General features: G+C 46.3%; 21 protein-coding genes. 6 read left to right on the top strand and 15 right to left on the bottom strand.

The genetic code is table 11. The annotated features are described in order from the left end of the window. Positions 1 to 22: 22 nt before the first annotated feature. The 4 genes from guaA to FD974_RS06225 are packed head-to-tail and all read right to left on the bottom strand — an operon-like array spanning position 23 to position 3,923. On the bottom strand, positions 23 to 1,630 hold the full coding sequence (guaA, locus tag FD974_RS06210; RefSeq protein WP_215363450.1) for a glutamine-hydrolyzing GMP synthase: 1,608 nt from the start codon (positions 1,628 to 1,630) through the stop codon (positions 23 to 25). A gap of 25 nt (positions 1,631 to 1,655) precedes the next feature. Beyond that, positions 1,656 to 3,122: an IMP dehydrogenase gene (gene guaB, locus FD974_RS06215; RefSeq protein ID WP_215363453.1), complete on the bottom strand. Its 1,467-nt coding sequence runs from the start codon at positions 3,120 to 3,122 to the stop codon at positions 1,656 to 1,658. 26 nt (positions 3,123 to 3,148) lie between these two features. Next, a complete protein-coding gene (locus tag FD974_RS06220; protein WP_215363455.1) occupies positions 3,149 to 3,499 on the bottom strand; it encodes an RnfH family protein in 351 nt (116 codons plus the stop codon). After that, positions 3,489 to 3,923: a type II toxin-antitoxin system RatA family toxin gene (locus FD974_RS06225; protein ID WP_215363457.1), complete on the bottom strand. Its 435-nt coding sequence runs from the start codon at positions 3,921 to 3,923 to the stop codon at positions 3,489 to 3,491. The genes FD974_RS06220 and FD974_RS06225 overlap by 11 nt, the downstream gene beginning before the upstream one ends. 26 nt (positions 3,924 to 3,949) lie before the next feature. Between FD974_RS06225 and smpB the strand changes: the two genes are divergently transcribed. The 5 genes from smpB (at position 3,950) to FD974_RS06250 (ending at position 8,668) form a co-directional block, all read left to right on the top strand. Further along, complete coding sequence (gene smpB, locus FD974_RS06230) at positions 3,950 to 4,402, top strand: SsrA-binding protein SmpB (protein ID WP_114638281.1); 453 nt, start codon at positions 3,950 to 3,952, stop codon at positions 4,400 to 4,402. Between the two features lie 114 nt (positions 4,403 to 4,516). Beyond that, positions 4,517 to 5,929 (top strand): circularly permuted type 2 ATP-grasp protein, encoded by a 1,413-nt coding sequence (locus FD974_RS06235; RefSeq protein ID WP_215363459.1) that lies wholly within the window; start codon positions 4,517 to 4,519, stop codon positions 5,927 to 5,929. A 12-nt stretch (positions 5,930 to 5,941) separates the two neighbouring features. After that, complete coding sequence (locus FD974_RS06240; protein ID WP_215363461.1) at positions 5,942 to 6,922, top strand: alpha-E domain-containing protein; 981 nt, start codon at positions 5,942 to 5,944, stop codon at positions 6,920 to 6,922. 8 nt (positions 6,923 to 6,930) lie between these two features. Then, positions 6,931 to 7,728, top strand: a complete 798-nt coding sequence (locus tag FD974_RS06245; RefSeq protein WP_215363463.1) for a transglutaminase family protein — start codon at positions 6,931 to 6,933, stop codon at positions 7,726 to 7,728. A 61-nt stretch (positions 7,729 to 7,789) separates the two neighbouring features. Next, positions 7,790 to 8,668, top strand: coding sequence for a proteasome-type protease (locus FD974_RS06250; RefSeq protein WP_215363465.1), 879 nt, complete (start codon positions 7,790 to 7,792; stop codon positions 8,666 to 8,668). Between the two features lie 67 nt (positions 8,669 to 8,735). Here the strand turns inward: FD974_RS06250 and ppsA are convergent, their stop codons facing one another. Further along, positions 8,736 to 11,138 carry a phosphoenolpyruvate synthase gene (ppsA, locus tag FD974_RS06255; protein WP_215363468.1) on the bottom strand — a complete coding sequence of 801 codons (2,403 nt, stop codon included), beginning with the start codon at positions 11,136 to 11,138 and terminating at the stop codon, positions 8,736 to 8,738. 107 nt (positions 11,139 to 11,245) lie between these two features. Between ppsA and FD974_RS06260 the strand changes: the two genes are divergently transcribed. Continuing rightward, on the top strand, positions 11,246 to 12,073 hold the full coding sequence (locus FD974_RS06260) for a pyruvate, water dikinase regulatory protein (RefSeq protein WP_215363470.1): 828 nt from the start codon (positions 11,246 to 11,248) through the stop codon (positions 12,071 to 12,073). Positions 12,074 to 12,175: 102 nt separating this feature from the next. Here FD974_RS06260 and FD974_RS06265 read toward each other — a convergent pair whose 3' ends face one another. The 10 genes from FD974_RS06265 to FD974_RS06310 form a co-directional block, all read right to left on the bottom strand. Beyond that, entirely contained in the window at positions 12,176 to 14,092 is a 1,917-nt protein-coding gene (locus tag FD974_RS06265) for an autotransporter outer membrane beta-barrel domain-containing protein (RefSeq protein ID WP_215363472.1), read from the bottom strand. A 473-nt stretch (positions 14,093 to 14,565) separates the two neighbouring features. Beyond that, positions 14,566 to 15,390 carry an RNA methyltransferase gene (locus tag FD974_RS06270; RefSeq protein ID WP_215363474.1) on the bottom strand — a complete coding sequence of 275 codons (825 nt, stop codon included), beginning with the start codon at positions 15,388 to 15,390 and terminating at the stop codon, positions 14,566 to 14,568. An 11-nt stretch (positions 15,391 to 15,401) separates the two neighbouring features. Next, positions 15,402 to 15,992 (bottom strand): ribonuclease HII, encoded by a 591-nt coding sequence (gene rnhB, locus FD974_RS06275; RefSeq protein ID WP_215363476.1) that lies wholly within the window; start codon positions 15,990 to 15,992, stop codon positions 15,402 to 15,404. Beyond that, positions 15,989 to 17,242: a lipid-A-disaccharide synthase gene (gene lpxB, locus FD974_RS06280; RefSeq protein WP_215363479.1), complete on the bottom strand. Its 1,254-nt coding sequence runs from the start codon at positions 17,240 to 17,242 to the stop codon at positions 15,989 to 15,991. The genes rnhB and lpxB overlap by 4 nt, the downstream gene beginning before the upstream one ends. Beyond that, positions 17,202 to 17,999 carry an acyl-ACP--UDP-N-acetylglucosamine O-acyltransferase gene (gene lpxA / locus FD974_RS06285; RefSeq protein WP_215363482.1) on the bottom strand — a complete coding sequence of 266 codons (798 nt, stop codon included), beginning with the start codon at positions 17,997 to 17,999 and terminating at the stop codon, positions 17,202 to 17,204. Before lpxA ends, lpxB begins: the two co-directional genes overlap by 41 nt. Further along, positions 17,999 to 18,448, bottom strand: coding sequence for a 3-hydroxyacyl-ACP dehydratase FabZ (gene fabZ / locus FD974_RS06290; RefSeq protein ID WP_015421422.1), 450 nt, complete (start codon positions 18,446 to 18,448; stop codon positions 17,999 to 18,001). The genes lpxA and fabZ overlap by 1 nt, the downstream gene beginning before the upstream one ends. Positions 18,449 to 18,497: 49 nt before the next feature. Next, positions 18,498 to 19,553 (bottom strand): UDP-3-O-(3-hydroxymyristoyl)glucosamine N-acyltransferase, encoded by a 1,056-nt coding sequence (gene lpxD, locus FD974_RS06295; RefSeq protein WP_215363485.1) that lies wholly within the window; start codon positions 19,551 to 19,553, stop codon positions 18,498 to 18,500. Between the two features lie 6 nt (positions 19,554 to 19,559). Beyond that, positions 19,560 to 20,087, bottom strand: coding sequence for an OmpH family outer membrane protein (locus FD974_RS06300; RefSeq protein WP_215363487.1), 528 nt, complete (start codon positions 20,085 to 20,087; stop codon positions 19,560 to 19,562). Positions 20,088 to 20,105: 18 nt separating this feature from the next. Further along, entirely contained in the window at positions 20,106 to 22,454 is a 2,349-nt protein-coding gene (gene bamA, locus FD974_RS06305; RefSeq protein WP_215363489.1) for an outer membrane protein assembly factor BamA, read from the bottom strand. Beyond that, positions 22,451 to 23,584, bottom strand: coding sequence for an RIP metalloprotease (locus tag FD974_RS06310; RefSeq protein ID WP_215363492.1), 1,134 nt, complete (start codon positions 23,582 to 23,584; stop codon positions 22,451 to 22,453). The genes bamA and FD974_RS06310 overlap by 4 nt, the downstream gene beginning before the upstream one ends. Positions 23,585 to 23,594: the final 10 nt, after the last annotated feature.

The raw sequence follows: 23,594 nt of genomic DNA on the forward strand, positions 1-23,594 counted from the left end.
AGGGGTCACAGACTAAATTCGTCTATTCCCACTCAATAGTTGCTGGCGGTTTTCCGCTAATGTCGTAGACGACGCGATTAATACCACGCACTTCATTAATGATGCGATTCGATACTTTGCCGAGCAAATCATGGGGCAAATGCGCCCAATGTGCTGTCATGAAGTCCTGCGTCTGCACCGCTCGAAGCGCAACAACATACTCATAGGTTCTACCATCACCCATCACGCCCACTGATTTCACTGGCAAGAAGACTGCGAAGGCTTGGCTAGTTAAGTCATACCAAGACTTTTGACTGACCTCGTCAATCGTATTGCGTAGTTCTTCAATGAAGATCGCATCAGCACGTTGTAACAAGCTTGCAAACTCAGCTTTCACTTCACCTAAGATGCGCACACCAAGACCAGGTCCCGGGAAAGGATGGCGATAGACCATCTCACGCGGCAAGCCTAAGGCAACGCCGAGTTCACGCACTTCATCTTTAAATAGCTCACGCAGTGGCTCAAGTAGCTTGAGGTGCATATCTTCAGGCAGACCACCCACATTGTGGTGGCTCTTAATCGTATGCGCGCCCTTCTTACCTTTACCAGCAGACTCAATCACATCTGGATAAATAGTTCCCTGAGCAAGCCACTTGGCATTTTGAATCTTGCCAGATTCAGTTTGGAAAATTTCAACGAATTCTTTACCAATAATTTTGCGCTTAGCTTCTGGGTCTGAAACCCCAGCAAGCTCAGACATAAATTTGTCTTTAGCATCTACTCGAATCACTTTGACACCGAGGTTGCGCGCAAACATCTCCATCACCATATCGCCTTCGTTGAGACGAAGCAGACCATGATCAACAAAGACACAGGTGAGCTGCTCACCAATTGCACGATGAATTAATGCGGCCGCGACACTGGAATCAACGCCACCCGATAAACCAAGAATGACCTCTTCATCACCTACTTGCCTACGAATATGGTCGACTGCTTCAGCAATATAGTCACCCATCACCCAGTCTGGTTTACAACCGCAGATCTGATGAACAAAGCGACCAAGGATTTCTTCGCCTTGTAATGTATGGGTTACTTCAGGATGAAACTGAAATGCATAAAAACGCCGCGCCTCATCAGCCATTCCTGCAATCGGACAAGACTCGGTAGAGGCCATTAACTTAAATGCTGGTGGCAAGCTTGTTACAGAGTCTCCGTGACTCATCCATACTTTGAGAATGCCATGACCTTCGCTAGTAGAAAAGTCTTGAATACCTTTTAGTAAATCAGTATGGCCATGGGCACGAACTTCAGAGTAACCAAACTCACGTGCCTTGCCAAGAGACTCAGCAGAAGCAACTGCTCCACCCAATTGGGTTGCCATAGTTTGCATGCCGTAGCAAATACCTAAAACAGGAACACCTAATTCAAAAACGATTTGGGGTGCGCGTGGGCTTCCCTCCTCGGTTACGGAGCTGGGACCGCCAGAAAGAATAATTCCCTTACCGCCCTGCTCTTGAATGAATTTGCGAATAAATTCTGGATCACAATCATAGGGATGGATCTCAGAATAGACGTGTGCATCACGCACACGCCTTGCAATCAGTTGAGTAACTTGTGAACCAAAGTCCAGAATCAGTATTTTGTCGTGCACGAAAGAAGCTGCCTTAATTTAAGTCTTAATCAATGTGGTAATTCGGCGCTTCCTTAGTGATCTTCACATCATGAACATGTGACTCTCGTACACCTGCTGAAGTGATTTCCACAAAATTCGCTTTCTCATGCAACTCGTCAATAGTCTTACAGCCACAATAGCCCATTGAAGAACGAATACCGCCAGTCAATTGATGCAAGATGGCCAGAACACTGCCTTTGTATGGCACTTGACCTTCGATGCCCTCAGGAACAAGCTTCTCTGCATTGGCAGCACTAATATCGCTCTGGAAATAACGATCAGCAGAACCATCGGCCATCGCGCCCAAAGAACCCATGCCACGATAGCTCTTATAGGAACGGCCCTGATACAAGAACACTTCGCCTGGCGCCTCTTCGGTTCCGGCAAACATGCCACCCATCATCACTGAACTAGCACCAGCGGCTAAGGCTTTAGCAACATCACCGGAATAACGTACACCACCGTCAGCAATCAATGGAATGCCTGTACCTTTGAGCGCAGTAGCGACATTCACAATCGCCGTAATCTGCGGAACGCCAACGCCTGCAACAATTCGGGTGGTACAAATGGAGCCCGGGCCGATACCAACCTTCACGCCATCAGCACCATGATCAGCTAAAGCTTTAGCTGCATCACCTGTAGCAATATTGCCGCCAATCACTTGCACGTGAGGATAATTTTTCTTCACCCACTTCACGCGATCCAAAACACCTTGGCTATGGCCATGGGCTGTGTCCACAACGATAACGTCAACACCAGCACGCACTAACAACTCAATACGCTCATCATTGTCTGGGCCTACGCCAACCGCCGCACCCACTCGCAACTTACCTTCACTGTCTTTACAAGCATTTGGGTGCTCTGTGGCTTTGAGAATATCTTTAACGGTAATTAAACCGCGCAACTCGAACTTGTCATTTACCACCAATACGCGCTCAAGGCGGTGCTGACTCATTAAACGCTTTGCTTCGTCTAATGAGCAACCTTCTTTAACGGTAATCAAGCGCTCACGCGGAGTCATCTTGGATTTCACTGGCGCATCTAAGTCTTCTTCAAAGCGTAAGTCGCGGTTAGTAATAATGCCAACCACTTCCTTGCCAGTCAGAACTGGGAATCCCGAGAAGCCATGCTCACGAGAAAGCTGAATCACTTGGCGCAATGTGGCATCTGGACCGATGGTAATCGGGTCACGGAGTACACCGGATTCATAGCGCTTGACCTTAGCCACTTCACGGGCTTGCTCAGCTGGCTTGAGGTTTTTATGAATAATGCCAATGCCACCCTCGCTGGCCATGGCAATTGCCAATCGACCTTCGGTCACGGTATCCATGGCAGCGGACACCAGCGGTGTATTGAGTGAAATATCTCGAGTTAACTTACTTGCCAAACTGGCATCCCGAGGAAGTACCGAAGAATAGGCCGGTACGAGGAGCACATCGTCAAAAGTGAGTGCTTTTTGAATGAGTCGCATGCAAAACCCCTAGTCGCAAAAACCGATTATAGCCTCCTGGCCTTTCTTTTAGCTGCGGCAGCCTGGAATTTGGCATCTTGGTTCTGATTTGCCTTCTTGCGACGCACTGCTTTGGGGTCGACCAGCAGCGGCGAGTAGAGCTCCAAACGATCCCCGTCGTAAATGGGGCTATCCCAATCCTTGCGCTTTCCAAAGACCCCAAAACAGCCCTTTCTGGCCAAGGCAGGATCATCGGGGCTATTGGCAATTCCCGCTCTAAGCAGAGCCAAACCAACCGTGGCTTGCTCTTTAGACTCAAGCTCAAGACTGAAAGGGCTTAATGTAGGCTCACCTTGCCTGGCATCGCAAAGCAAAATTTTAATGGTTTTACTGCTCATAAAGGTCTTCAGCACGCTTTACAAAACAGTCCACAAAAGTACCAGCAATGTGGCCAAAAACCGGACCGATGATCTTATCCAAAATGGCGCTCTTGAACTCCCAGTGGAGCTTGAATTCCACCTTACAGGCATCTTCCTTGAGGGGAATAAAGTTCCATTGACCTGAAAAATGCTTAAATGGACCATCCACAAAGACCATATCAATGGTTTCTGGGCGGTGATTGATGTTGCGGGTATGAAAGTACTGAGTAATGCCCTTGAACTGAATATTGATTTTTGCGTCTAAAACGGTATCCGTTTGCTCAAATATTTCCACGCCGCCGCACCAGGGAAGGAACTCTGGGTAGCGGGCAACATCTGTCACTAAGCCATACATCCGGTCGGCTGATTGGCCAATTAAAACGGTCTTGTAGACGTCTGCCATAATCGATCTTGAGAAGCTAAATAAATATGAGTATCGTCGATAACAAAAAAGCCTTCTTCGATTATTTTATCGAGGAACGGTTTGAAGCAGGACTTGTTCTGGAGGGCTGGGAAGTCAAAGCCATTCGCGCAGGTCGCGTGCACATCAAAGAAGCGTATGTTGTCATCCGTAAGGCGGAGCTATTCCTGATTGGCTGCCATATCACCCCCCTACTCTCTGCCTCCACCCATATCGTTCCCGATAGCACGCGTACTCGCAAACTGCTCTTAAATGCCATTGAGATCCGCAAGCTAATTGGCAAAGTGGAGCAAAAAGGCTACACCTTGGTCCCTTTGAATTTGCATTTCTCCAAAGGCAATGTGAAATGTGAAATTGGACTAGCCCGAGGCAAAAAACAGCACGATAAGCGCGCTGCTACCAAAGAGCGTGAATGGGAAGTGCAAAAGGGACGCATTGCTAGAGGCGACCTCAACGCCTAAACCGCTGGAGAGTGTAGACTCTCAAAAGTGCGATGCACTAAATTAGTGCATTAAAGCACCAAGCTGCTCCATTTTCTTTGTAGTTAACCCCTCCGAAGGCATTAGTTTGTAACTATGAAATTGCCTTTTGACGAAATGCTCGACGCCAACGGAAAAGCGCGTCCCCATTACCAAGTTTTTCATAGCTGGCTCAAACAACAGAGCGATGCCCTGATGGGCTTAAAGCGTGCTGAAGCTGATCTGATCTTCCGTAGGGTGGGCATCACTTTCGCCGTCTACGGAGATGATCTCGGGGCTGAACGCACCATTCCTTTTGATCAAGTTCCCAGAATCTTCACGGCGAAGGAATGGGAGCAACTGGAAGCGGGCTTGCGCCAGCGAGTTAAAGCATTAAACCGCTTTATTTACGACATCTATCACGAAGAAGACATTATCAAAGCAGGCATTATTCCTGCGGAACAAATCTTCAATAACGCGCAGTATCGTCCAGAGATGCGCAACGTGAATGTCCCGCGTGATATCTATGCCCAAATTGCCGGGATCGATATTGTGCGTGCTGGCGAAGGTGAGTTTTATGTCCTAGAAGATAACTTGCGCGTGCCCTCTGGTGTGTCCTATATGGTTGAAGACCGTAAGATGATGATGCGTCTCTTCCCGGATCTTTTCCAAAAATATCGTGTTGCCCCAGTGGAGCACTACCCAGACTTCTTATTGGAGTGTTTAAAGTCCGTAAAGCCAGATGACGTTAAAAAACCTAACGTTGTCGTTCTGACCCCTGGCATGTATAACTCAGCCTATTTTGAACACAGCTATCTAGCTCAACAAATGGGTGTAGAGCTGGTTGAAGGAAAGGATCTGTTTGTAAAAAATGAACAGGTCTATATGCGAACCACGCAAGGGCCTGAACGGGTCGATGTGATCTATCGTCGGGTGGATGATGACTTTTTAGATCCACTGGCTTTTCGCTCAGACTCCACTTTAGGAGTGGCCGGATTACTGTCGGCTTATCGTGCTGGTAACGTTACCTTAGCTAACGCAATTGGAACCGGTATCGCAGATGACAAATCAATCTACCCTTATGTGCCTGACATGATTGAGTTCTATCTGGGAGAAAAGCCAATTCTCAATAACGTCCCGACCTTTCAGTGTCGCAAACCTGATGATCTAGCCTATACCTTGGCAAATCTAGAGAAACTGGTGGTGAAGTTAACCCATGGGGCTGGAGGTTATGGCATGTTGGTTGGACCCGCCTCTACCAAAGCAGAAATCGAAGAGTTTAGAGGTCATCTGATTGCCAATCCAGATAAATACATTGCACAACCTACACTCGCACTCTCTACCTGCCCCACTTTTGTCGAGTCTGGCGTAGCTCCAAGACATATCGACTTAAGACCTTTTGTACTATCAGGAAAAACGATCAAGATGGTTCCTGGCGGCCTCACTAGAGTTGCCCTTAAGGAAGGTTCTTTAGTGGTGAACTCCTCTCAAGGTGGTGGCACTAAAGACACTTGGGTTTTAGAAGGATAAGGGAATCAAAATATGTTGAGCCGCACCGCCGATTGCTTGTACTGGATGGCCCGCTATACCGAGCGTGCAGAAAATACTGCTCGCATGTTAGATGTTAATCATCAAACTTCTTTGCTGCCTCAGCCTGCTGAGTTTTTGGAGCAGAGTTGGAAGAAACTCCTCACCATCTCTAAGCTTGAAGATGCATTCTTAAAGCAATACAAAGTGATTAATCGGGAGAATGTGCTCGATTTCATGATCTATGAAACCAGTAATCCCTCGAGCATTGTCTCTTGTCTATTTGCGGCCAGAGAAAATGCACGCGTCATTCGCGGCAAGATTACCTCCGAAGTATGGGAAACCCAAAATACAACCTGGCTTGAGCTGCAACAGATTTTAGAGGCTAGAAATCAAGCCGATCCCAGCAGACTACTGGAGTGGGTCAAGCATCGCTGTCACTTATTTAGAGGGGTGATGCATGGCACGATGCTCAAGAATGAAGCCTTCTACTTCATGAATATTGGCACCTTACTCGAACGCGCCGATAACACCGCCCGTATCCTTGAGACTAAGTATGAAGATCCTGCAGCGCTCAAAGTACTTCGCAGCGATAAGCCATCTGAACTAGACGGCACCGATGGAAACTTCTTTGATTTTTACCATTGGGCTGCCCTGCTGCGCTCGGTTTCTGCATTTGAGATTTACCGGCAGATTTACTCTGACCAAGTCACTCCCAAGCAGGTAGCTGAACTCCTGATATTCAATAAACAAATGCCGCGCTCCTTGGTTTGCTGCGTAAACGAACTCATCCCCTTGGTGTCGGAAGTAAAAAATCAGCGATCTAAGGAAATTGAACGTCTTCTTGGAAAACTCAAGGCAAGTCTAGATTATTCCGATATTGATGAGGTTTTCTCGCAAGGGTTGGATGAGTTCATCGAAGAATTCTTGGAGCGCATTAATCACATTGCCGACGAATTTAGCAATGCCTATCTCATTCCTTTAGCTGTCGCATAAAGAGCCCCATGCACCTCAAGATTCGTCACCGCACAGAATACCGCTACGAAACGCCGGTTCGCTATTCCATTCAAGAGTTGCGCCTCACACCCCCTTCAGTTGCCGGTCAGACAATTGATAAGTGGAAAGTCAGCACTCCGATTAAAGCTAGCAGCTCTTATGATGCCTTTGGCAATCTGTGCAATATCTTTGTTCAAGAAAGCTCCTACACCTCAATGATGATTGAAGCTGAAGGTGAAGTGCATACCCATGATGCTTATGAATTTATCGATGAGCCAAAGGCGGTATCACCCTATCATCTACTTCAGCAAACCCATCTCACCGAGCCAACTCCGGAAATGTTGGAGTATTTCTCAGCCTCTTTGCCAAAGAACAACTCCATCGAAGAGGTCCTTGAATTAGCAGCCGCAGTACAAGGGACTATTTTGTACTTTCCCGGCCAAACCAATTTCGCCACGACCGCAGCGCAATCCTTTGCGATGAAATCCGGTGTTTGTCAGGATCATGCTCATATCATGCTTGGTCTTTGCAGGGCATCCGGCATTCCTGCACGCTATGTCAGCGGGTATTTTTTTGCGGAAGAATCCCCTAACCTAGCTAGCCATGCTTGGATCGATTTTTGTAGTGATATTGACAAAGGCATTTGGATTAGCGTGGATATCACCCATGCCTGCTTGATTGATTCACGTCACATTCGTCTGGCCATTGGTAGGGATTATTATTCCGCTGCCCCCGTTAAAGGGGTAAGGTCTGGCGGGGATGGAGAAGAACTCAGTGCCAGCATCTCCATCTCTCAAATCAAATAGACTTAGCCCCAATACTAATAAGTAAGAGATAATTTCAAGAATTCATTTAAGGGGTTGCAGGATGACGTATTGCGTTGGGCTTTGCCTGAAAGACGGTTTAGTATTTTTATCAGACACTCGCACGAATGCTGGTGTTGATCAAATCGGCACCTTTCGAAAAATGTCTCTGTTTCAAAAAGACAAAGATCGTTTCTTCACCTTAATGAGTGCAGGCAATCTGGCGATTACCCAAGCGGTAAAAGAAATTCTTCTCCAAGGACAATTGCTCAATGGTAAAAATCTTTGGAACGTGGAAAGCTCACATGATGCTGCAGTGGTCATTGGTGATGCCATTAAGCAGGTATATGACAGAGACCACAAGGCTCTTGAGAAAGCTGGAATTGACTTTAATTGCAATCTGATTTTTGGTGGGCAAATTAAAGATGAACGACCTAGGCTTTTTAACATCTATTCCGCTGGTAACTTTATTGAAGCTACGCCTGAAACCTGCTACTTCCAGATTGGTGAATCCAAGTACGGCAAACCGATTCTGGATCGCGTCATTACCTTTGATACACCACTCAATTTAGCTACCAAGTGCGCGCTCATCTCAATGGACTCCACTCTCAATAGCAACATCTCAGTAGGTTTGCCATTAGACCTCTTAGTCTATGAGAAGAATTCATTGCAGGCTAGCAAGCTAGTTACCATGGATGAATCTAACCCATATTTCCAAATGATTCATCAACTCTGGGGTGAGAAGTTACGCGCTGCCTTTAACTCCATTGCTGAACCAAGCTGGTCTGGCGCCACCCCCTCACGCTCTATTACGGCTCCCGCCAAGAAAATGGGTGCGGTGCCAATTCATCGCGTGAAGAAAAGCCCATTACCTAAGACACCCAAGAAAGTAGCAAGTAAATCTGTCGCAAAGAAAAAAGTTGGCAGTAAGGTAAAAGCTTAAATCCAGCTTGCACCAAAGAAAAGGGCCTAGAAAAATCTAGGCCTTTTTTAAATGATGCTGTACTTACTTAAGCTTCTTTCTTGCCCAACATTTCCCAAGTGGCAACTACGCTATCTGGGTTGAGTGAGATTGAAGTAATACCTTTGGCGACCAGCCAGCGAGCAAAGTCAGGGTGGTCTGAAGGGCCTTGACCGCAAATACCAACATATTTGTTTTGCTTACGGCAAGCCTCAATGGAACGTGCAATCATGAACTCAACCGCAGGATCGCGCTCATCAAAGTCAATGGCCAACAACTCCATTCCAGAGTCACGATCTAGACCAAGGGTAAGCTGGGTCATATCGTTAGAGCCGATTGAGAATCCATCGAAATGCTCGAGGAATTGATCTGCCAAGATGGCGTTAGAAGGAATCTCGCACATCATGATTAAACGTAAGCCATTCTCACCACGTTTGAGACCAAACTTTGCCATCATATCGATGACGCGCTCAGCTTGCTTAATGGTTCTAACGAATGGCACCATGATCTCGACGTTATCTAGACCCATGTCCTCACGAACCCGCTTCATTGCAGCGCACTCTAAGGCAAAAGCTTCGCCAAAATCTGCCGATACGTAACGGGATGCACCACGGAAACCCAGCATTGGATTTTCTTCATCCGGCTCGTAACGCGAACCACCAATCAGTTTCTTGTACTCGTTTGACTTGAAATCAGATAAACGAACGATAACCGGCTTTGGATAGAAAGCGGCGGCAATAGTTGCCACACCCTCTACCAATTTATCTTCATAGAACTGACGTGGGCTTGCATAGCCACGGGCAACACTCTCAACAGCACGCTTGAGATCAGGATCGATATTTGGGTACTCCAACACAGCGCGTGGGTGCACACCAATGTAGTTATTGATGATGAACTCAAGACGTGCCAAACCAACACCGGCATTCGGAATTTGGCAGAAATCAAATGCCAACTGCGGATTACCAATATTCATGGTGATCTTCACTGGAATCTCAGGTAATACACCGCGAGACACTTCAGTTACTTCAGTTTCGATTAAGCCGTCATAAATGTGACCTTCATCACCTTCTGCGCAAGAAACCGTCACCATCATGCCATCTTGCAAATGCTCAGTCGCATCGCCACAACCCACTACTGCAGGCACACCCAACTCACGCGCAATAATCGCCGCGTGGCAAGTACGACCACCACGATTGGTAATAATCGCGGAAGCGCGCTTCATAACGGGCTCCCAGTTCGGGTCTGTCATATCAGCAACTAATACATCACCCGGTTGAACACGATCCATTTCGCTTGGGTCACGAATGACACGTACTGGACCAGCACCAATCTTTTGACCAATAGCACGGCCCTTGGCGAGAACCTTAGAGGTGCCCTTGAGCTTGTAGCGCATTTCTACTTGACCAGCAGCTTGACTCTTTACAGTCTCTGGGCGTGCTTGCAAAATATAGATACGACCATCTTGACCATCTTTACCCCACTCGATATCCATTGGACGACCGTAGTGTTTTTCGATGATCACAGCGTACTTGGCCAACTCGGTAATATCGGCATCCTCTAATGAGAAGCGATTACGCTTTTCTGGAGTCACATCCACTGTCACCACCTTTTCAGCAGAGCCTGCTGGGGCGAATTGCATCTGAATTAACTTTGAACCTAATGAGCGGCGAATAATCGCCTTCTTATCTTGCGCCAAAGTAGTTTTGAATACATAGAACTCATCTGGATTCACTGCACCCTGCACTACTGTCTCGCCCAAGCCATAGCTTGAGGTAATAAACACGACATCTTCAAAGCCAGACTCTGTATCTAGAGTAAACATCACACCAGCTGCACCCAGGTCAGAGCGGACCATGCGCTGGATACCAGCAGATAAGGCTACTTCAGCATGAGCAAAACCCTTGTGAACGCGGTAAGAAATCGCACGGTCGTTGTACAAAGAGGCAAATACTTCGCGGATCTTCTTCAAAACGTCATCAATACCCTCAACGTTCAAGAAAGTTTCTTGCTGGCCAGCAAATGAAGCATCAGGCAAATCTTCTGCAGTTGCAGAGGAGCGCACTGCAAAAGAGCCTTTGCCAGAATCATCTAATTTTTTAAATGCTGAACGAATCTCTTCATCCAAACGCGGTTGAAATGGAGCCGTTTCAATCCAGCCACGAATTTCTTTACCAGCTTCAGCCAAAGCACGTACATCATCAATATTGAGATTTTCCAAGCGCTTCTGAATGCGCTCAGTCAAATTGTTGTGCTCTAAGAAATCACGAAACGCTAATGAGGTTGTTGCAAATCCAGTAGGTACACGCACACCCGTGGAGGACAACTGAGAAATCATTTCACCCAGTGATGCATTTTTACCGCCGACTGACTCAACGTCAGTCATGCGGAGTTGCTCAAAAGGCAAAACATAGGCATTTGCTACATTGCTATTTTGTTGCTGTTGGTTGGACATAAAATACTCTCTAAAGATAAGGAAACTGGTCAAGCGGCCGAATAAAATACGGCATACTTCAATAACTGCATATTGTAGTGCTGACAACGACTTTTTAGGCCAATCTCATGTCTACCCAAGCCCGTATTGTTTTTATCGTTTCTGATGGCACCGGCATTACTGCCGAGAACTTCAGCCAGTCGATTTTGGCCCAATTTGAGGCCACTTTTAAGCACATTCGGGTGCCATTTGTAGATAGCCCTGAAAAAGCGCATGACGCTGTTTCTAGCATTAATCAGGCGGCCGCTAAATACGCGGTTCAGCCCATCGTTTTCACCACCTTGGTGAATCCCGAACTCAATCAGATTGTTGGAAAGGCCAATGGCTTGATTTTGGACATGTTCCAGACCTTTGTGGCGCCCTTGGAGCATGCCCTAGGGGTTAAATCGACCCATGCCATGAACCGCCTTCATCACAATGCAGATACTGAAGCCTATAAAAACCGGATTGAGGCCATCAATTACTCCCTGGCACATGATGATGGGCAGTCAAACAAGAACCTTGCCGAGGCAGATGTCATTTTGGTGGGCATTTCTCGGGTGGGCAAAACACCCACTAGCCTCTACTTAGCAATGCAATATGGGATGAAGGCGGCAAACTACCCCTTGATTCCTGAAGATTTTGAGCGTGGGCAATTACCAAAAGATTTGATTCCCTATCGCAATAAGATTTTTGGCTTAATGATTGATGCCGAACGTCTGTCGGAGATCCGCAATGAACGACGCCCTGGAAGCAATTACGCGAAGTTAGAAAATTGCCGCTATGAGATCAATGAAGCAACCGCGATGATGAAAAAGGAATCTATTCCTTGGGTAGCCACCACCAGTAAATCGATTGAAGAGATTGCTACTACGGTATTGCAATCGATTAAATCAGATAAAACAATCTTAGGCTAGAAAAGTATTGTTCAGGGTCTGATTGCGACCCATAAGCGACGGTGGCAGAAAACAAAAAAACCCACCGAAGCGGGTCTCTTATCTAAATCTAATCGGCTTTGCTTACAAACCAATCGTATAAGTCGCCATCACAGTGGTTGTAGAGACTGCTTGATATGGTTCTTGACGATAGATTCCAGTCAATCCAATCCGTTGATTCTTCTCAACATCATAGGTAGCCCCTAGCGTTGCAGTTGGGCGAGTTCTTACTGGATTAGCATTGAAGTTAATCGGGGTTAAACCAGTGATTCCAGTTGCCGAGTAAGTGCCATTGCTGGTGTTGGTATCTGTTTCAACACCAGCGCTAGCAAAAACAGTTGCTTGTGGGATGAACTTGTATTGAGCGCCAATACCAGCTAGCGCTGTTGTGGAATTGGTATTGAGTGATGAGTAGGTCAATGGCGCTGTTACTGTTGAAGATGCCCCTTCTGTATAGCCACCCATGTTGTTTTGGGTATAACGCATACCTACATAGGGAGATACGATCACATCAGGAGTAACACCAAAGCCATACTTGGCTATTAACTGTGCGCCCTGACTGTTGAGTTGTGAAGAGCCTGAACCAGCTTCACTAGTACCAACTACCTGACGAGTCACGGTAGTGTTCTTTTGACCATAAGCAGCAGATACCTTCACTTCTGTGCCAGTACCATCTAAGCGCTCATTCCAGACGCCAAAGAGACCAATGAGTGGAGTGTTGTTACCCAAGTTCACTGTAGAGCCTGCGTTGTTTACTGATAAGTTCTGATCTGCGTAGGCGCCTACACGAACTGATGGCATTACACGATAAGCAGCAATCAATAATGCGCTGGCGTTATTCAAGCCATTGGCTGCTGATACTTGGGTATTTCGACCGCCAGCGGAAACGCAAACATTATTAGCGCCAAACACATTACAGTCATAGGTAAAACTATTGGCTAGGACTGAGTTTTGAAGGGTATATGTGTTTTGGAGTGAAGCTGCGGTATTAACCAAAGACTGTTGAGTGTCGGCTGTAGATGCGCCATTAACTATCAAATCCCAAATATCTCCCGAAGAGTTACTGAGCGACCAAGTAAAGCCGTTGTAATTTCCTGAAGTTGTGCCGGCTAAATTCGACGTAGCAAAACCAGAAAGGACTGATGTGTATGACCCCTTGGAAAGAACTGAGCCAGCATAGATTCCAAAAGTTGATGCTGCTCCACCTAGACCTGTACCAGCAAGCTGGCCATAATGAGTAGGCGAGTTAATGATGATGTTGTAATTAGTCGGCAGATTACCAGTATATGTTAGAGCTGTTGTTGAACCACTTGCACCATTACCGCCCTGAGCATTATTAAGTGTTGCGATAGTGCCAACTGCAAATACACCATAAGAACTTGGTGCGGCTGTAATTTCTCCAGTATTTGTAAAGCTTTCGACAGCCCGAGCAAGAACACCATATCCTTGATTGGATACGATAACTCCACTGTTAGCAAAAGTTTCAGTGGTATTCCCCAAAGCAACACCAACTCCACCGACGTCGGTAGCTAATATAGACCCCGTATTATTGAAGCTTCCGCCTGTGGAATTATCAAACCAAACGCCAAACATTGCGGTGCCAGATGCTGTTATCGTGCCATTATTAGTAACTTGAGAATTATTCCCTAAAGCATTTATACCATCCGCAAAGTTTCCACTATTAGAGCCTCCGGATACTGCGATCGTGCCATCATTAATAATAATTGCATTATCTCCTGTTGTATGAATACCCGCAGCACCATTCCCAGTAGTAGTTATTGTTCCGCTAGCGGCATTACTGAGAGAGATGAAAGTCAACGATCCCGCATCCATGCCGAAAGCATCATTAGCTGAGGTGCTAATTGCCGATGAGTTAGTACAACTATCCCCATTAGCTGTTGCAATAATTGAGCTATCACCTTGCACTACACAAGCTGCCCATAATTGATTTGATATTCCAAACAAAAATACTGCTAGAGCGTATTTAATTTTTGATTTCATTTTAAAAATTCTTTAGGTAATTTTAAGGGGGGATAAATTGAGTAAGCCCAACAGTTTTTCAGAATTTTTGAATAATAATTGAGGTGAATACTTAAGTGCGATATTTTTCTGCCGAACCAATTAAACCTAGGGTAAACACTTTTTTATCGAACTGAGGCGCACCTAGTTGGTGCAGATATTCAAGGCTTATGGGGGCGTCCATTAAAAGACTTAACTTATCATTTCATTGAAAAAAAACAAGATATGGTCGGTCTTATTGTTTTTCTTCAATGTGAGTTCATGGTAAAGGTGCATCTCCCGCAATCTCACCTGTTAGCGAGTTGGGTGATGAGGTTAAGGTGCATATTGGTGTTTCAAGTCTACTAGCTTATATTGGTGGGTCCGCGGAAATCGAACCACCGACAAAAAGATTTTCAACACCCTGCTTTACCGTCTGCATCTGGCCGAAAGCAGCCCCTCGTAAAAACTACTATTTAAGCACGCCGCACTCTGAGGGTCTCAAATAAACATACTGCCGCTGCTGTGGAAACATTGAGCGATTCCACACGAGGATCAATTGGAATGGATACACCTTTAGCCTGAGCCATCAGGTCTTCAGATACGCCTTGCCCTTCACTTCCCATTACCCAAGCAACTGGATGAATCAATACCTTAGGCATATTGAAGAGATCAATCTCACCATCAGCAGTAGCAGCCAGTAAAGGCGACGTTACAGCGCTCAGCACTTGTGGGGTTGACCAACCCTCATACAGATCTAGCAAGCGATGGGCACCCATCCCAGCACGCAATACCTTGCTTGACCAAAGATGGGCACAACCCGTTAATGCGATTACTTGAGTAAAGCCAGCTGCTGCTGCTGTGCGCAAAATAGAGCCCACATTACCCGCATCCTGAATACGATCCAAAATAATCACATCCCCAGAAATGGTGGTCACAGATTTCTGGGGATTTAAAGCGCTTTGTGGGAGCTCCAATAATCCTGCAATCTGCGGAGCATTGACTAAATCACTGAGTAAGTCCCATAAGCCTTTATCCAACTGATAAACCCGAGTATCAGGACAAATTTCTACATGGTCATATACAGCCTGAGCAATCTCTGGGTTTTGCAAACCCAGCTCTGAGGTAATTAAGGTCTTGAGTCCTGGATTGCCTACCCAGGTTTGCACTAAATGAATACCTTCTAGCAAAGCCTGACCGCAGGCAAATCTGGCCTTCTGACCCTTGGGGCCAGTAGCTTGTAATTGACGAATTTCCTTAAACAAGGAGTTGTCTTTTGAGCTGATAAATTCCATTTTCATAGTTGGGATTATCAGCTATGCAGAGCTAAGACATTGCGAACAGGCGAAAAGCTCCGACGGTGCTCATTACATACCCCATATTGTTGTAATGCTGCTAAGTGAGCCTCGGTGGGATAACCCATATGTTGGGCAAACCCATATTCAGGATGACGCTCATGCAGCGCCATCATCTGACGATCGCGAGTCACCTTCGCCAAAATAGATGCCGCTGAAATCGCCGGCTCTTTAGTATCACCCTTCACAATAGCTTCTGCTGCAATGGGCAGCTCTGGACAGCGATTACCATCGATTAAAGCCTTATCAGGCCAGCTGCCTAAACGGGTAGCAAGATCTTCAATTGCACGACTCATTGCCAGCATGGTTGCTTGCAAAATATTGATTTCATCAATCTCAGCTGGACTCGCTTCGCCAATCCCCCAGGCCTTTGCTTTGAGTTGAATTTGCTCAAATAGAAACTCGCGTCTGGCAGCAGATAATTTCTTGGAGTCTTTCAATCCATCAATGGGATTTTCAGGGTCAAGCACAACAGCTCCAGCAACTACCGCACCAGCCAATGGGCCTCGCCCTGCTTCATCTACCCCACAAATCCAAATGACGCTCACGCACCAACCTGATGTTTTTTAGCCGCGATCGTTTGAGCAACAGCTTGAGCCACTAGTAAACCGGTTGGCCTGCGTAAGGTGTCATGCATTTGTGCAAAACGTGCCTTGAGTTGGGTCACCTTGCTTGGGCTATTTAACCAATCTAACACAGCATCCGCCAATTTTTCGGGGGTAGCATCATCCTGCAGTAATTCGGGGACCACAAATTGGCCGCATAGAATATTAGGCAAGCCTACATAAGGAAGATAGCCCTGACGTTTCATGATCTGAGCAGTCAACCAAGGCACCTTATAGGAGATCACCATGGGCTTTTTCCATAAGGCTGCTTGCAAAGTAGCCGTGCCACTCGCGATCAATACAACATCCGCAGCTTCAAGAACGGCATCGGCCTCACCATCAATCAAATGGATCTTCAGGGAAGGATCTTTTTCAATAGCCTGTTCTCTTAATAGCTCAAGTGGTGCGCGTAAACGCTCAGTAGCAACCGGAATAATGAAGTGGACGTTTTGCCCCTGTAATCTCTTTACAAGCAAAGGCATGGTCTCGAAAAAGACTGGGGCAATCAATTCAATTTCTGAACTACGACTTCCAGGCAATACTGAAATAATCGTGCCATCTAATGTTTTGCTCGATAGCTTGAGCATCTCTTCAATACTTCGTTTAGCTTTCTCAGAATCAGGTTCCAGCGGAATCTCACTTGCAAGTGGATGACCAACATAAGTGGCTTTCATACCAGCGCGCTCATAAATTTCGAGCTCAAATGGAAAGATGCAGAGCATGCGCTCTACAGCCTGCTTTATCTTAGTGATACGCCCTGCTCGCCATGCCCAAATAGATGGGGACACAAAATGCAAAGTAGGTATGCCGGCTTTTCGCAAAGCCAATTCCACGCCCAAATTGAAATCTGGCGCATCAATTCCCAAATACACATCAGGACGCCCCTCCCCAAGGAGGTTAGCGATAAGCTCTTTGCGTAGTTTCAGAATTGCAGGTAGCTGCTTGATAGCCTCAACATAGCCGCGAACACTCAAAGTCTCCATAGGCCAGTCCGAACGCAGACCTTCAGCCTGCATGCGTGGACCGCCAACACCGTACACCTGAAGATCTGATGTTTCAGGAATTTGCTTTAAGGCACTCAGTACTGGTGCGGCCAGCAAATCACCTGATGGCTCTCCTGCAACACAAGCAAGTTTGGGCACTAGAACTTCTCTACCGAATAATGCCGCGCGTGGAGGCGGCAATAAAGTCATGGAACTCAGTCAGCTTTTCTGCAGTAGCAGCATCAGATGCACTAGCTTGCGCCATCTTCTGAATCTCTACCTTAGCCTCTTCGAAGCTGAGGCCATCTTTATAGAGGACCTTATAGGCTTGACGTAGTGCAGAAATCGTTTCAGTTGAAAAGCCTCGACGCTTTAAGCCCTCAACATTAATTCCGTGAGGAGAAGCTTTATCCCCTGCAGCAATCACAAAAGGCGGAATATCTTGCACTAATGCAGAGGCGCCACCCAACATCGCATGTTGACCGATGCGGACAAATTGATGCACACCAGACATGCCACCCATAATCGCCCAGTCACTCACCTTCACATGACCGGCAATTTGTGCGTTACTCGAGAAAATCGTATGGTTGCCAATTTGACAATCATGCGCAATGTGCACATAAGCCATGATCCAGTTGTCATCACCAATGCGGGTAATGCCCTCATCTTGAGAAGTACCCGTATGAATGGTGGTGAACTCACGAATCGTATTGCGATCACCAATAATGAGCTGTGTTGGCTCGCCTCGGTATTTCATATCCTGGGGGGCGCCACCAATAGCCGCAAAGTGTGCAAAATTATTCTCTTTGCCGATCGTGGTGTAACCCTCGATCACAGTATGAGATCCAATCTTGCTACCAGCACCGATTTTGACGTTTGGCCCAATGACCGAGTATGGACCGATCTCTACGTCGCTAGCGATCTCAGCTTTGCTATCAACTACAGCGGATGCATGAATCCGAGTCATTACGCGCCTTTCGTACGAACAGCACAAGTAATATTTGCTTCAGCAGCAAGTTCACCATCAACAGTGGCTTGCACTTGAAACTTGTAGATACCAGCACGTTCACGCTCTAACTTAGCAGTCATGATCAACTGGTCGCCAGGTAACACTGGTTTCTTAAAGCGAGCACCGTCAATACCGGCAAAGTAGTAAATGGCATTCTCTTCGCGCACTTCTGAAAAAGTAAGAAGAGCAGCGGTTTGAGCAAGCGCCTCAATAATTAGAACGCCTGGCATTACCGGAAAATCTGGAAAGTGTCCCTGAAAAAATGGCTCGTTCATGGTGACATTTTTAAGGGCTGTAATACTTTGGCGAGGCTCAATCTCCAACACGCGATCAACCAATAAAAAAGGATAGCGGTGTGGTAACAACTTCAAAATTTGATTGATGTCGATAGCGATGGGTTTACTCATGTATTTACCTACTGGATAAAGTTTCTAATTTTTTAATATGGTGACGAAATTATTTAGATTTATCTAATAATCGTAAGCGTTGACGTATTTTATCGAGGCCACGCAAAATAGCTGCATTTTTCTCCCAGGCACCATGAAGCATCGAAGGATAAACGCCCGTGAAGTGTTGGCCTGGCTCTGTGATAGAGCGAATAATGGAGGTATTTCCAGAAACAGTAGTTTTATCAGCAATGGTGAGATGACCTGCAAAGTTAGCGGCACCACCAATGATGCAGAAGTTACCAATTTTGGTACTACCAGAGATGGCAGCGCAACCCGCAATCACGCAACAGTTGCCCACTACTACGTTATGAGCAATCTGAACTTGGTTGTCAATCTTAGTTCCATTGCCTATGATGGTATTACTCATGGCACCACGATCGATAGTAGTTGACGCACCAATTTCAACATCATCACCAATCACTACAGCACCAGTTTGCGGGATCTTGACCCACTCTGCGCCAGTTGCAGAAAAATCAGGAGCAAAACCAAAACCATCTGCGCCAATCACAGCGCCACTATGAATAATGCAGCGCTCGCCTATGGTGGTTTCTGAATAAACGGATACATTTGGGTAGATCAAAGCGTCGCTACCAATAATGGAATTTCTAGCGATAGAAGTATTGCCCAACAAGACCACCCGCTCGCCCAATTTCACACCGGGGCCAATTTGAACAAACGGACCAATGTGACATGAAGCAGGAATTGTTACAGAAGAATCAATGGCAGCACTTGGGTGTACTCCAGGCGCATAAACGGGAGCCAAAGTCTTGGCAAAGTACTGCGCCATTCTGGCAAAAGTAGCATAAGGGTTCTTGGAAACAAAATAGACGCGCCCTACTGAGCCGCTCCCAGGATTTGCCTGAAGAAAATCCGCATCAGCTTGATTAACAATCAAGCCACCAGCAACACTATCACTAGCCTGTTGACGGTATAGCGGATTTGAAAGAAAGGAGATCTGATTAGCTTGAGCTCGCTCGAGCGGAGCGAGACCCTGAAGCGCGAGGGAACCATCCCCCACCAAGCTTACTTGAAACTGTTTGGCCAGCTCGATGGCGGTTGGCATAAGGACTTACTTGAGACTATTTAAAGCCTTGATGACATCATCAGTCACATCGACCTTAGGATTGGCATAAGCCGGGTCTTGAATAATGACATCCAGTTTTCTTTGATCGGCGATTTGCTTGAGAGCTTGATTGGCTTTTTCAGCAATCTTGGCGCGCTCCTCAAAATTACGCTGGTTCAAATCTTCTGTGTACTCACGTTGCTTACGTTGTAATTCACGATCTTGGTCAGCCAATTCGCGCTGTTTTCTAACGCGCTCTGCTTCTGACATTACCGCTGAATCACGATCTAATTTTTCAGCAGCAGACTTAATTCTTTCTGCGCTTTGACGAATTTCGTTTTGACGCTTTGTAAATTCGTTCTGCAATCTGGTCTGGCTAGCCTTAGCCATATCGGATTCGTTAAATACTTTCTCAACATTCACTGCCCCAACCCGAGTTCCGCTCTCTTGTGCCATAACTTGTGGCATGGCAATAGCAGAAGTCATAGCAATTAAGCCAACTTGAATCCATTTTGAAGACTGATTGAGCTTCATAAAACTTTCCTTAAACAATTAAAACGCGGTACCCACTTGGAACTGCAAACGCTGTATGTTATCCGTTGGCAAGGATTTGATCGGAATACCATAACTGAATTTTAACGGACCAAGCGGTGATATCCATGATAAACCCAAGCCATAGGAATATCTCAAGACAAGATTGATATTTTCGTTATACACATTACCGCCGTCCACGAAGCCAAATACTCGCAGGGTTTTATCTACACCAGAGCCTGGAACAGGTACGGTATATTCCACGTTACTAACGATCTTAGACTGACCACCGGTAGGCTGATTCAGGCCAGTATAGGTATTTACGTAAGTTGGTCCCAGGGATCCCGGTGCATAACCACGTACCGATCCGATACCACCCACATAGTAATTCTTGGTGATTGGGAAGGGGTATTTGCCATATGCCTCGCCATAACCGACCTCACCATTAAAGGACAGAATATTACCTTTCGAGAAAGAGTGATATTTCTGATACTGGCCAAATAGCCGATAGAACATCATATTGCCCACGGGCGTACCCACTTCAGCATTGAGCTGCTGCAAAGATCCTGAGGATGGAATCAATGCACTGTCTCGACCATCACGTGACCAGCCAATCGTAATCGGCACGTTATAGGTATTTAAGGTAGCAGGATAACCAGGCGCGGCAATGCCGTAGTCCTGCATATAGTTTAGGTACGGCGTTGGCGTATTAATACTAGACTGAATCTGGAAAACTTCAAAACCCGTTCCAAAGAATACGCGGTCAACCTCAGTATAAGGAACCCCAAATTTGATATTGGAACCCACATTCTTAATTTGGTAATCAGGGTCACCGGTATAGTAAAGCGGCTTGGATGATCGGTAGTACAGATCCGTAAACCGACTGATACCATCCTCGGTAAAGTAGGGATCATAGTTAGACAATGCCAAACTTTGGTTAATTTTTCCCAAAGAGAAATTCAAGCCGACAGAGGTACCGGTACCAAAAGCATTTTCCTGATTAATACCAGCAGAGAGAATCAACTTCTCAGTGGAAGAGAAACCCGCACCAAGAGTAATGGCGCCAGTGGGTTTTTCAGCAACCTTCACATTGACATCAACCTGATCTGGAGATCCCGGAACATCTTGCGTAGAAACATCAGTCTCGGTGAAGTACCCTAAGCGACCTAAACGCTTCTTCGATAAGTCAATCTTATCGCTATCAAACCAAGAGCTTTCAAACTGGCGCATTTCACGACGAATCACTAAATCACGGGTTTTGGCATTACCAGTCACGTTGACTTGGCGAACATAGACCCGACGGCCTGGGTCAACCACCAAAGTGAGATCAACCTCACTCAATTCACGACGAATATCTGGCTGAGGATTAATCGTTGCAAATGCATACCCGTAGGAACCTAAAATCTCTGCAATTGCTTTGGTGCTCTCAGTCAGTAAGGCTGAAGAAAAGGTATCGCCTGGTTTAAGCTTTACCAATTGAATCAACTCAGCTTCCTTACCAAGCAAATCACCTGCCAAACGAACATCTTTCACTGTGAATTTATTGCCTTCACGAATGCTAATGGTGAGATAAATACCTTTTTTATCCGGAGTAATGGAAACCTGCGTGGATTCAATGACAAACTCGAGATAACCCCGATTAAGGTAGTAAGAACGAATATTTTCTAAATCAGCCGTGAGCTTTTGCTTGGAATACAGGTTGTCTTTACTGTACCAAGACAACCAACCACCAGTCTTAAGCTGCATCAAACCTTTGAGAGTGCTCTCACTAAAAACACTATTGCCAATGAAGTTAATTTCCTGAATTTTGGCAACAGGGCCTTCATCAACATTGAAGTAAATCGCAACTTGATTGCGCTCAACCGGCGTCACAGTTGCCACAATTTCTGCAGCATACAAGCCCTTACCTACATACTGACGCTTGAGCTCTTGCTCGGCTTTATCAATCAATGCTTTGTCATAAAAACGCGCTTCTGCTACCCCAACAGCTTTGAGGGATTTACGAACGACCTCGACATCAAATTCCTTCATGCCGGTAAATTCAATTCGAGAAATCGTGGGGCGCTCCTCCACAATGACAATCAATACATTGCCTTGTGCTTGAATTTGAACATCCCTGAAAAATCCGGTGCTATAGAGGGCTTTAATTGCTTCAGCACTCTTCTCTTCTGAAAAGCTATCCCCTACTTGAACTGGTAAATAACTAAAAACCGTGCCAGGCTCTACCCGCTGCAGACCCTCGATACGAATATCTTTAATTACAAAGTTCTCTGCTGCCTGAGCGTTCACACATAGACCAGCCGCGATGATAAGGGCAGCTTGTGCAACAAATCGCGTTACGGCATGAAAAGAAGAAGTCAAAAAATTCAAGATGAAAGGTAGCGTTGCAAATCGTTAAACAAGGCCAATAAGGAAATGGAAATCAGGAGCAAAAAACCCGCTTTTTGGAGCTTTTCCTGCATAGAAATCGATATTCGCTTACCAGCAACCAACTCCCATGCATCATACAGGAGCTGACCCCCATCCAGCATCGGCAAAGGCAGCAAATTTAACAAGCCAATACTGATACTCATCAGAGCCAAAAAGGCTACAAAGGGCTGCCAGCCGACTTGAGCTGACTTCCCGGCCATATCCGCAATACTCAAAGGACCGCCAAGCTGTTTTAGAGTGGTTTGCCCTGTAAATAAGCCGATCATGAGCCTAAAGGAGACCTTGGTCACCAGATAGACCCTTTCGCTGGCAAAAAATAGGGCCTCAATGGGGCCCAATTTGAGCTCTGTCCACTGTTCCGGAGGGAGAGGCTGGGGCAATATTCCCAAGGCTTTCATGGGGTCAGAATCTGGCGAAATTGGTGGTAAATCTACCCCTCTAAAAACCTTAATGAAGCGAGCTCCAGACGGATCGGTCAACTCTAGGGCAAAGCCCCGCTCACTGGCTAAGGCATCGAGCAGGTGCCAGCGCAAAGCATTCCAACTCACTATCGGATCAAACTCCTCTGCATTGGGAGGGTTAACCGTATCTCCGGATAGCAGTTTCCAGCCTAATACTTGGTCGTCAGCGGCCAAGCCCAAATTAGCCGCAACCGAGCTTTCAGGGGGAGCCTGCAAGCGTGCGGGTAATTGGGGCACCCCGCTGACATAAATGACTGAAAACAATACGATCGCTAGCAGAAAATTGGCTAGCGGTCCGGCTGCCACAATTAAAGAGCGTTGCCAAAGCGGTTTTACATCAAACGACGCTCCTCGATCCGCAACATTAATAACTTGTTGGCCATCTCTCGCATCTAGTAATTTGACATATCCGCCCAAGGGAATGGAGGCAATAACCCATTCTGTTCCATTCTTTGCGCGATAGGTATAGAGTGGTTTTCCAAACCCTAAAGCAAAGCGCAAGACCTTAACGCCACATAAACGCGCAACTGAAAAATGGCCATACTCATGAAAACTCACCAATACCCCAAGAGTGACCAGAAATGCAGCAAGAGTCATTAAAGCCTGCATATCCAAATGC

Source organism: Polynucleobacter sp. es-EL-1 (genome assembly GCF_018687975.1).
Lineage (GTDB): Bacteria > Pseudomonadota > Gammaproteobacteria > Burkholderiales > Burkholderiaceae > Polynucleobacter.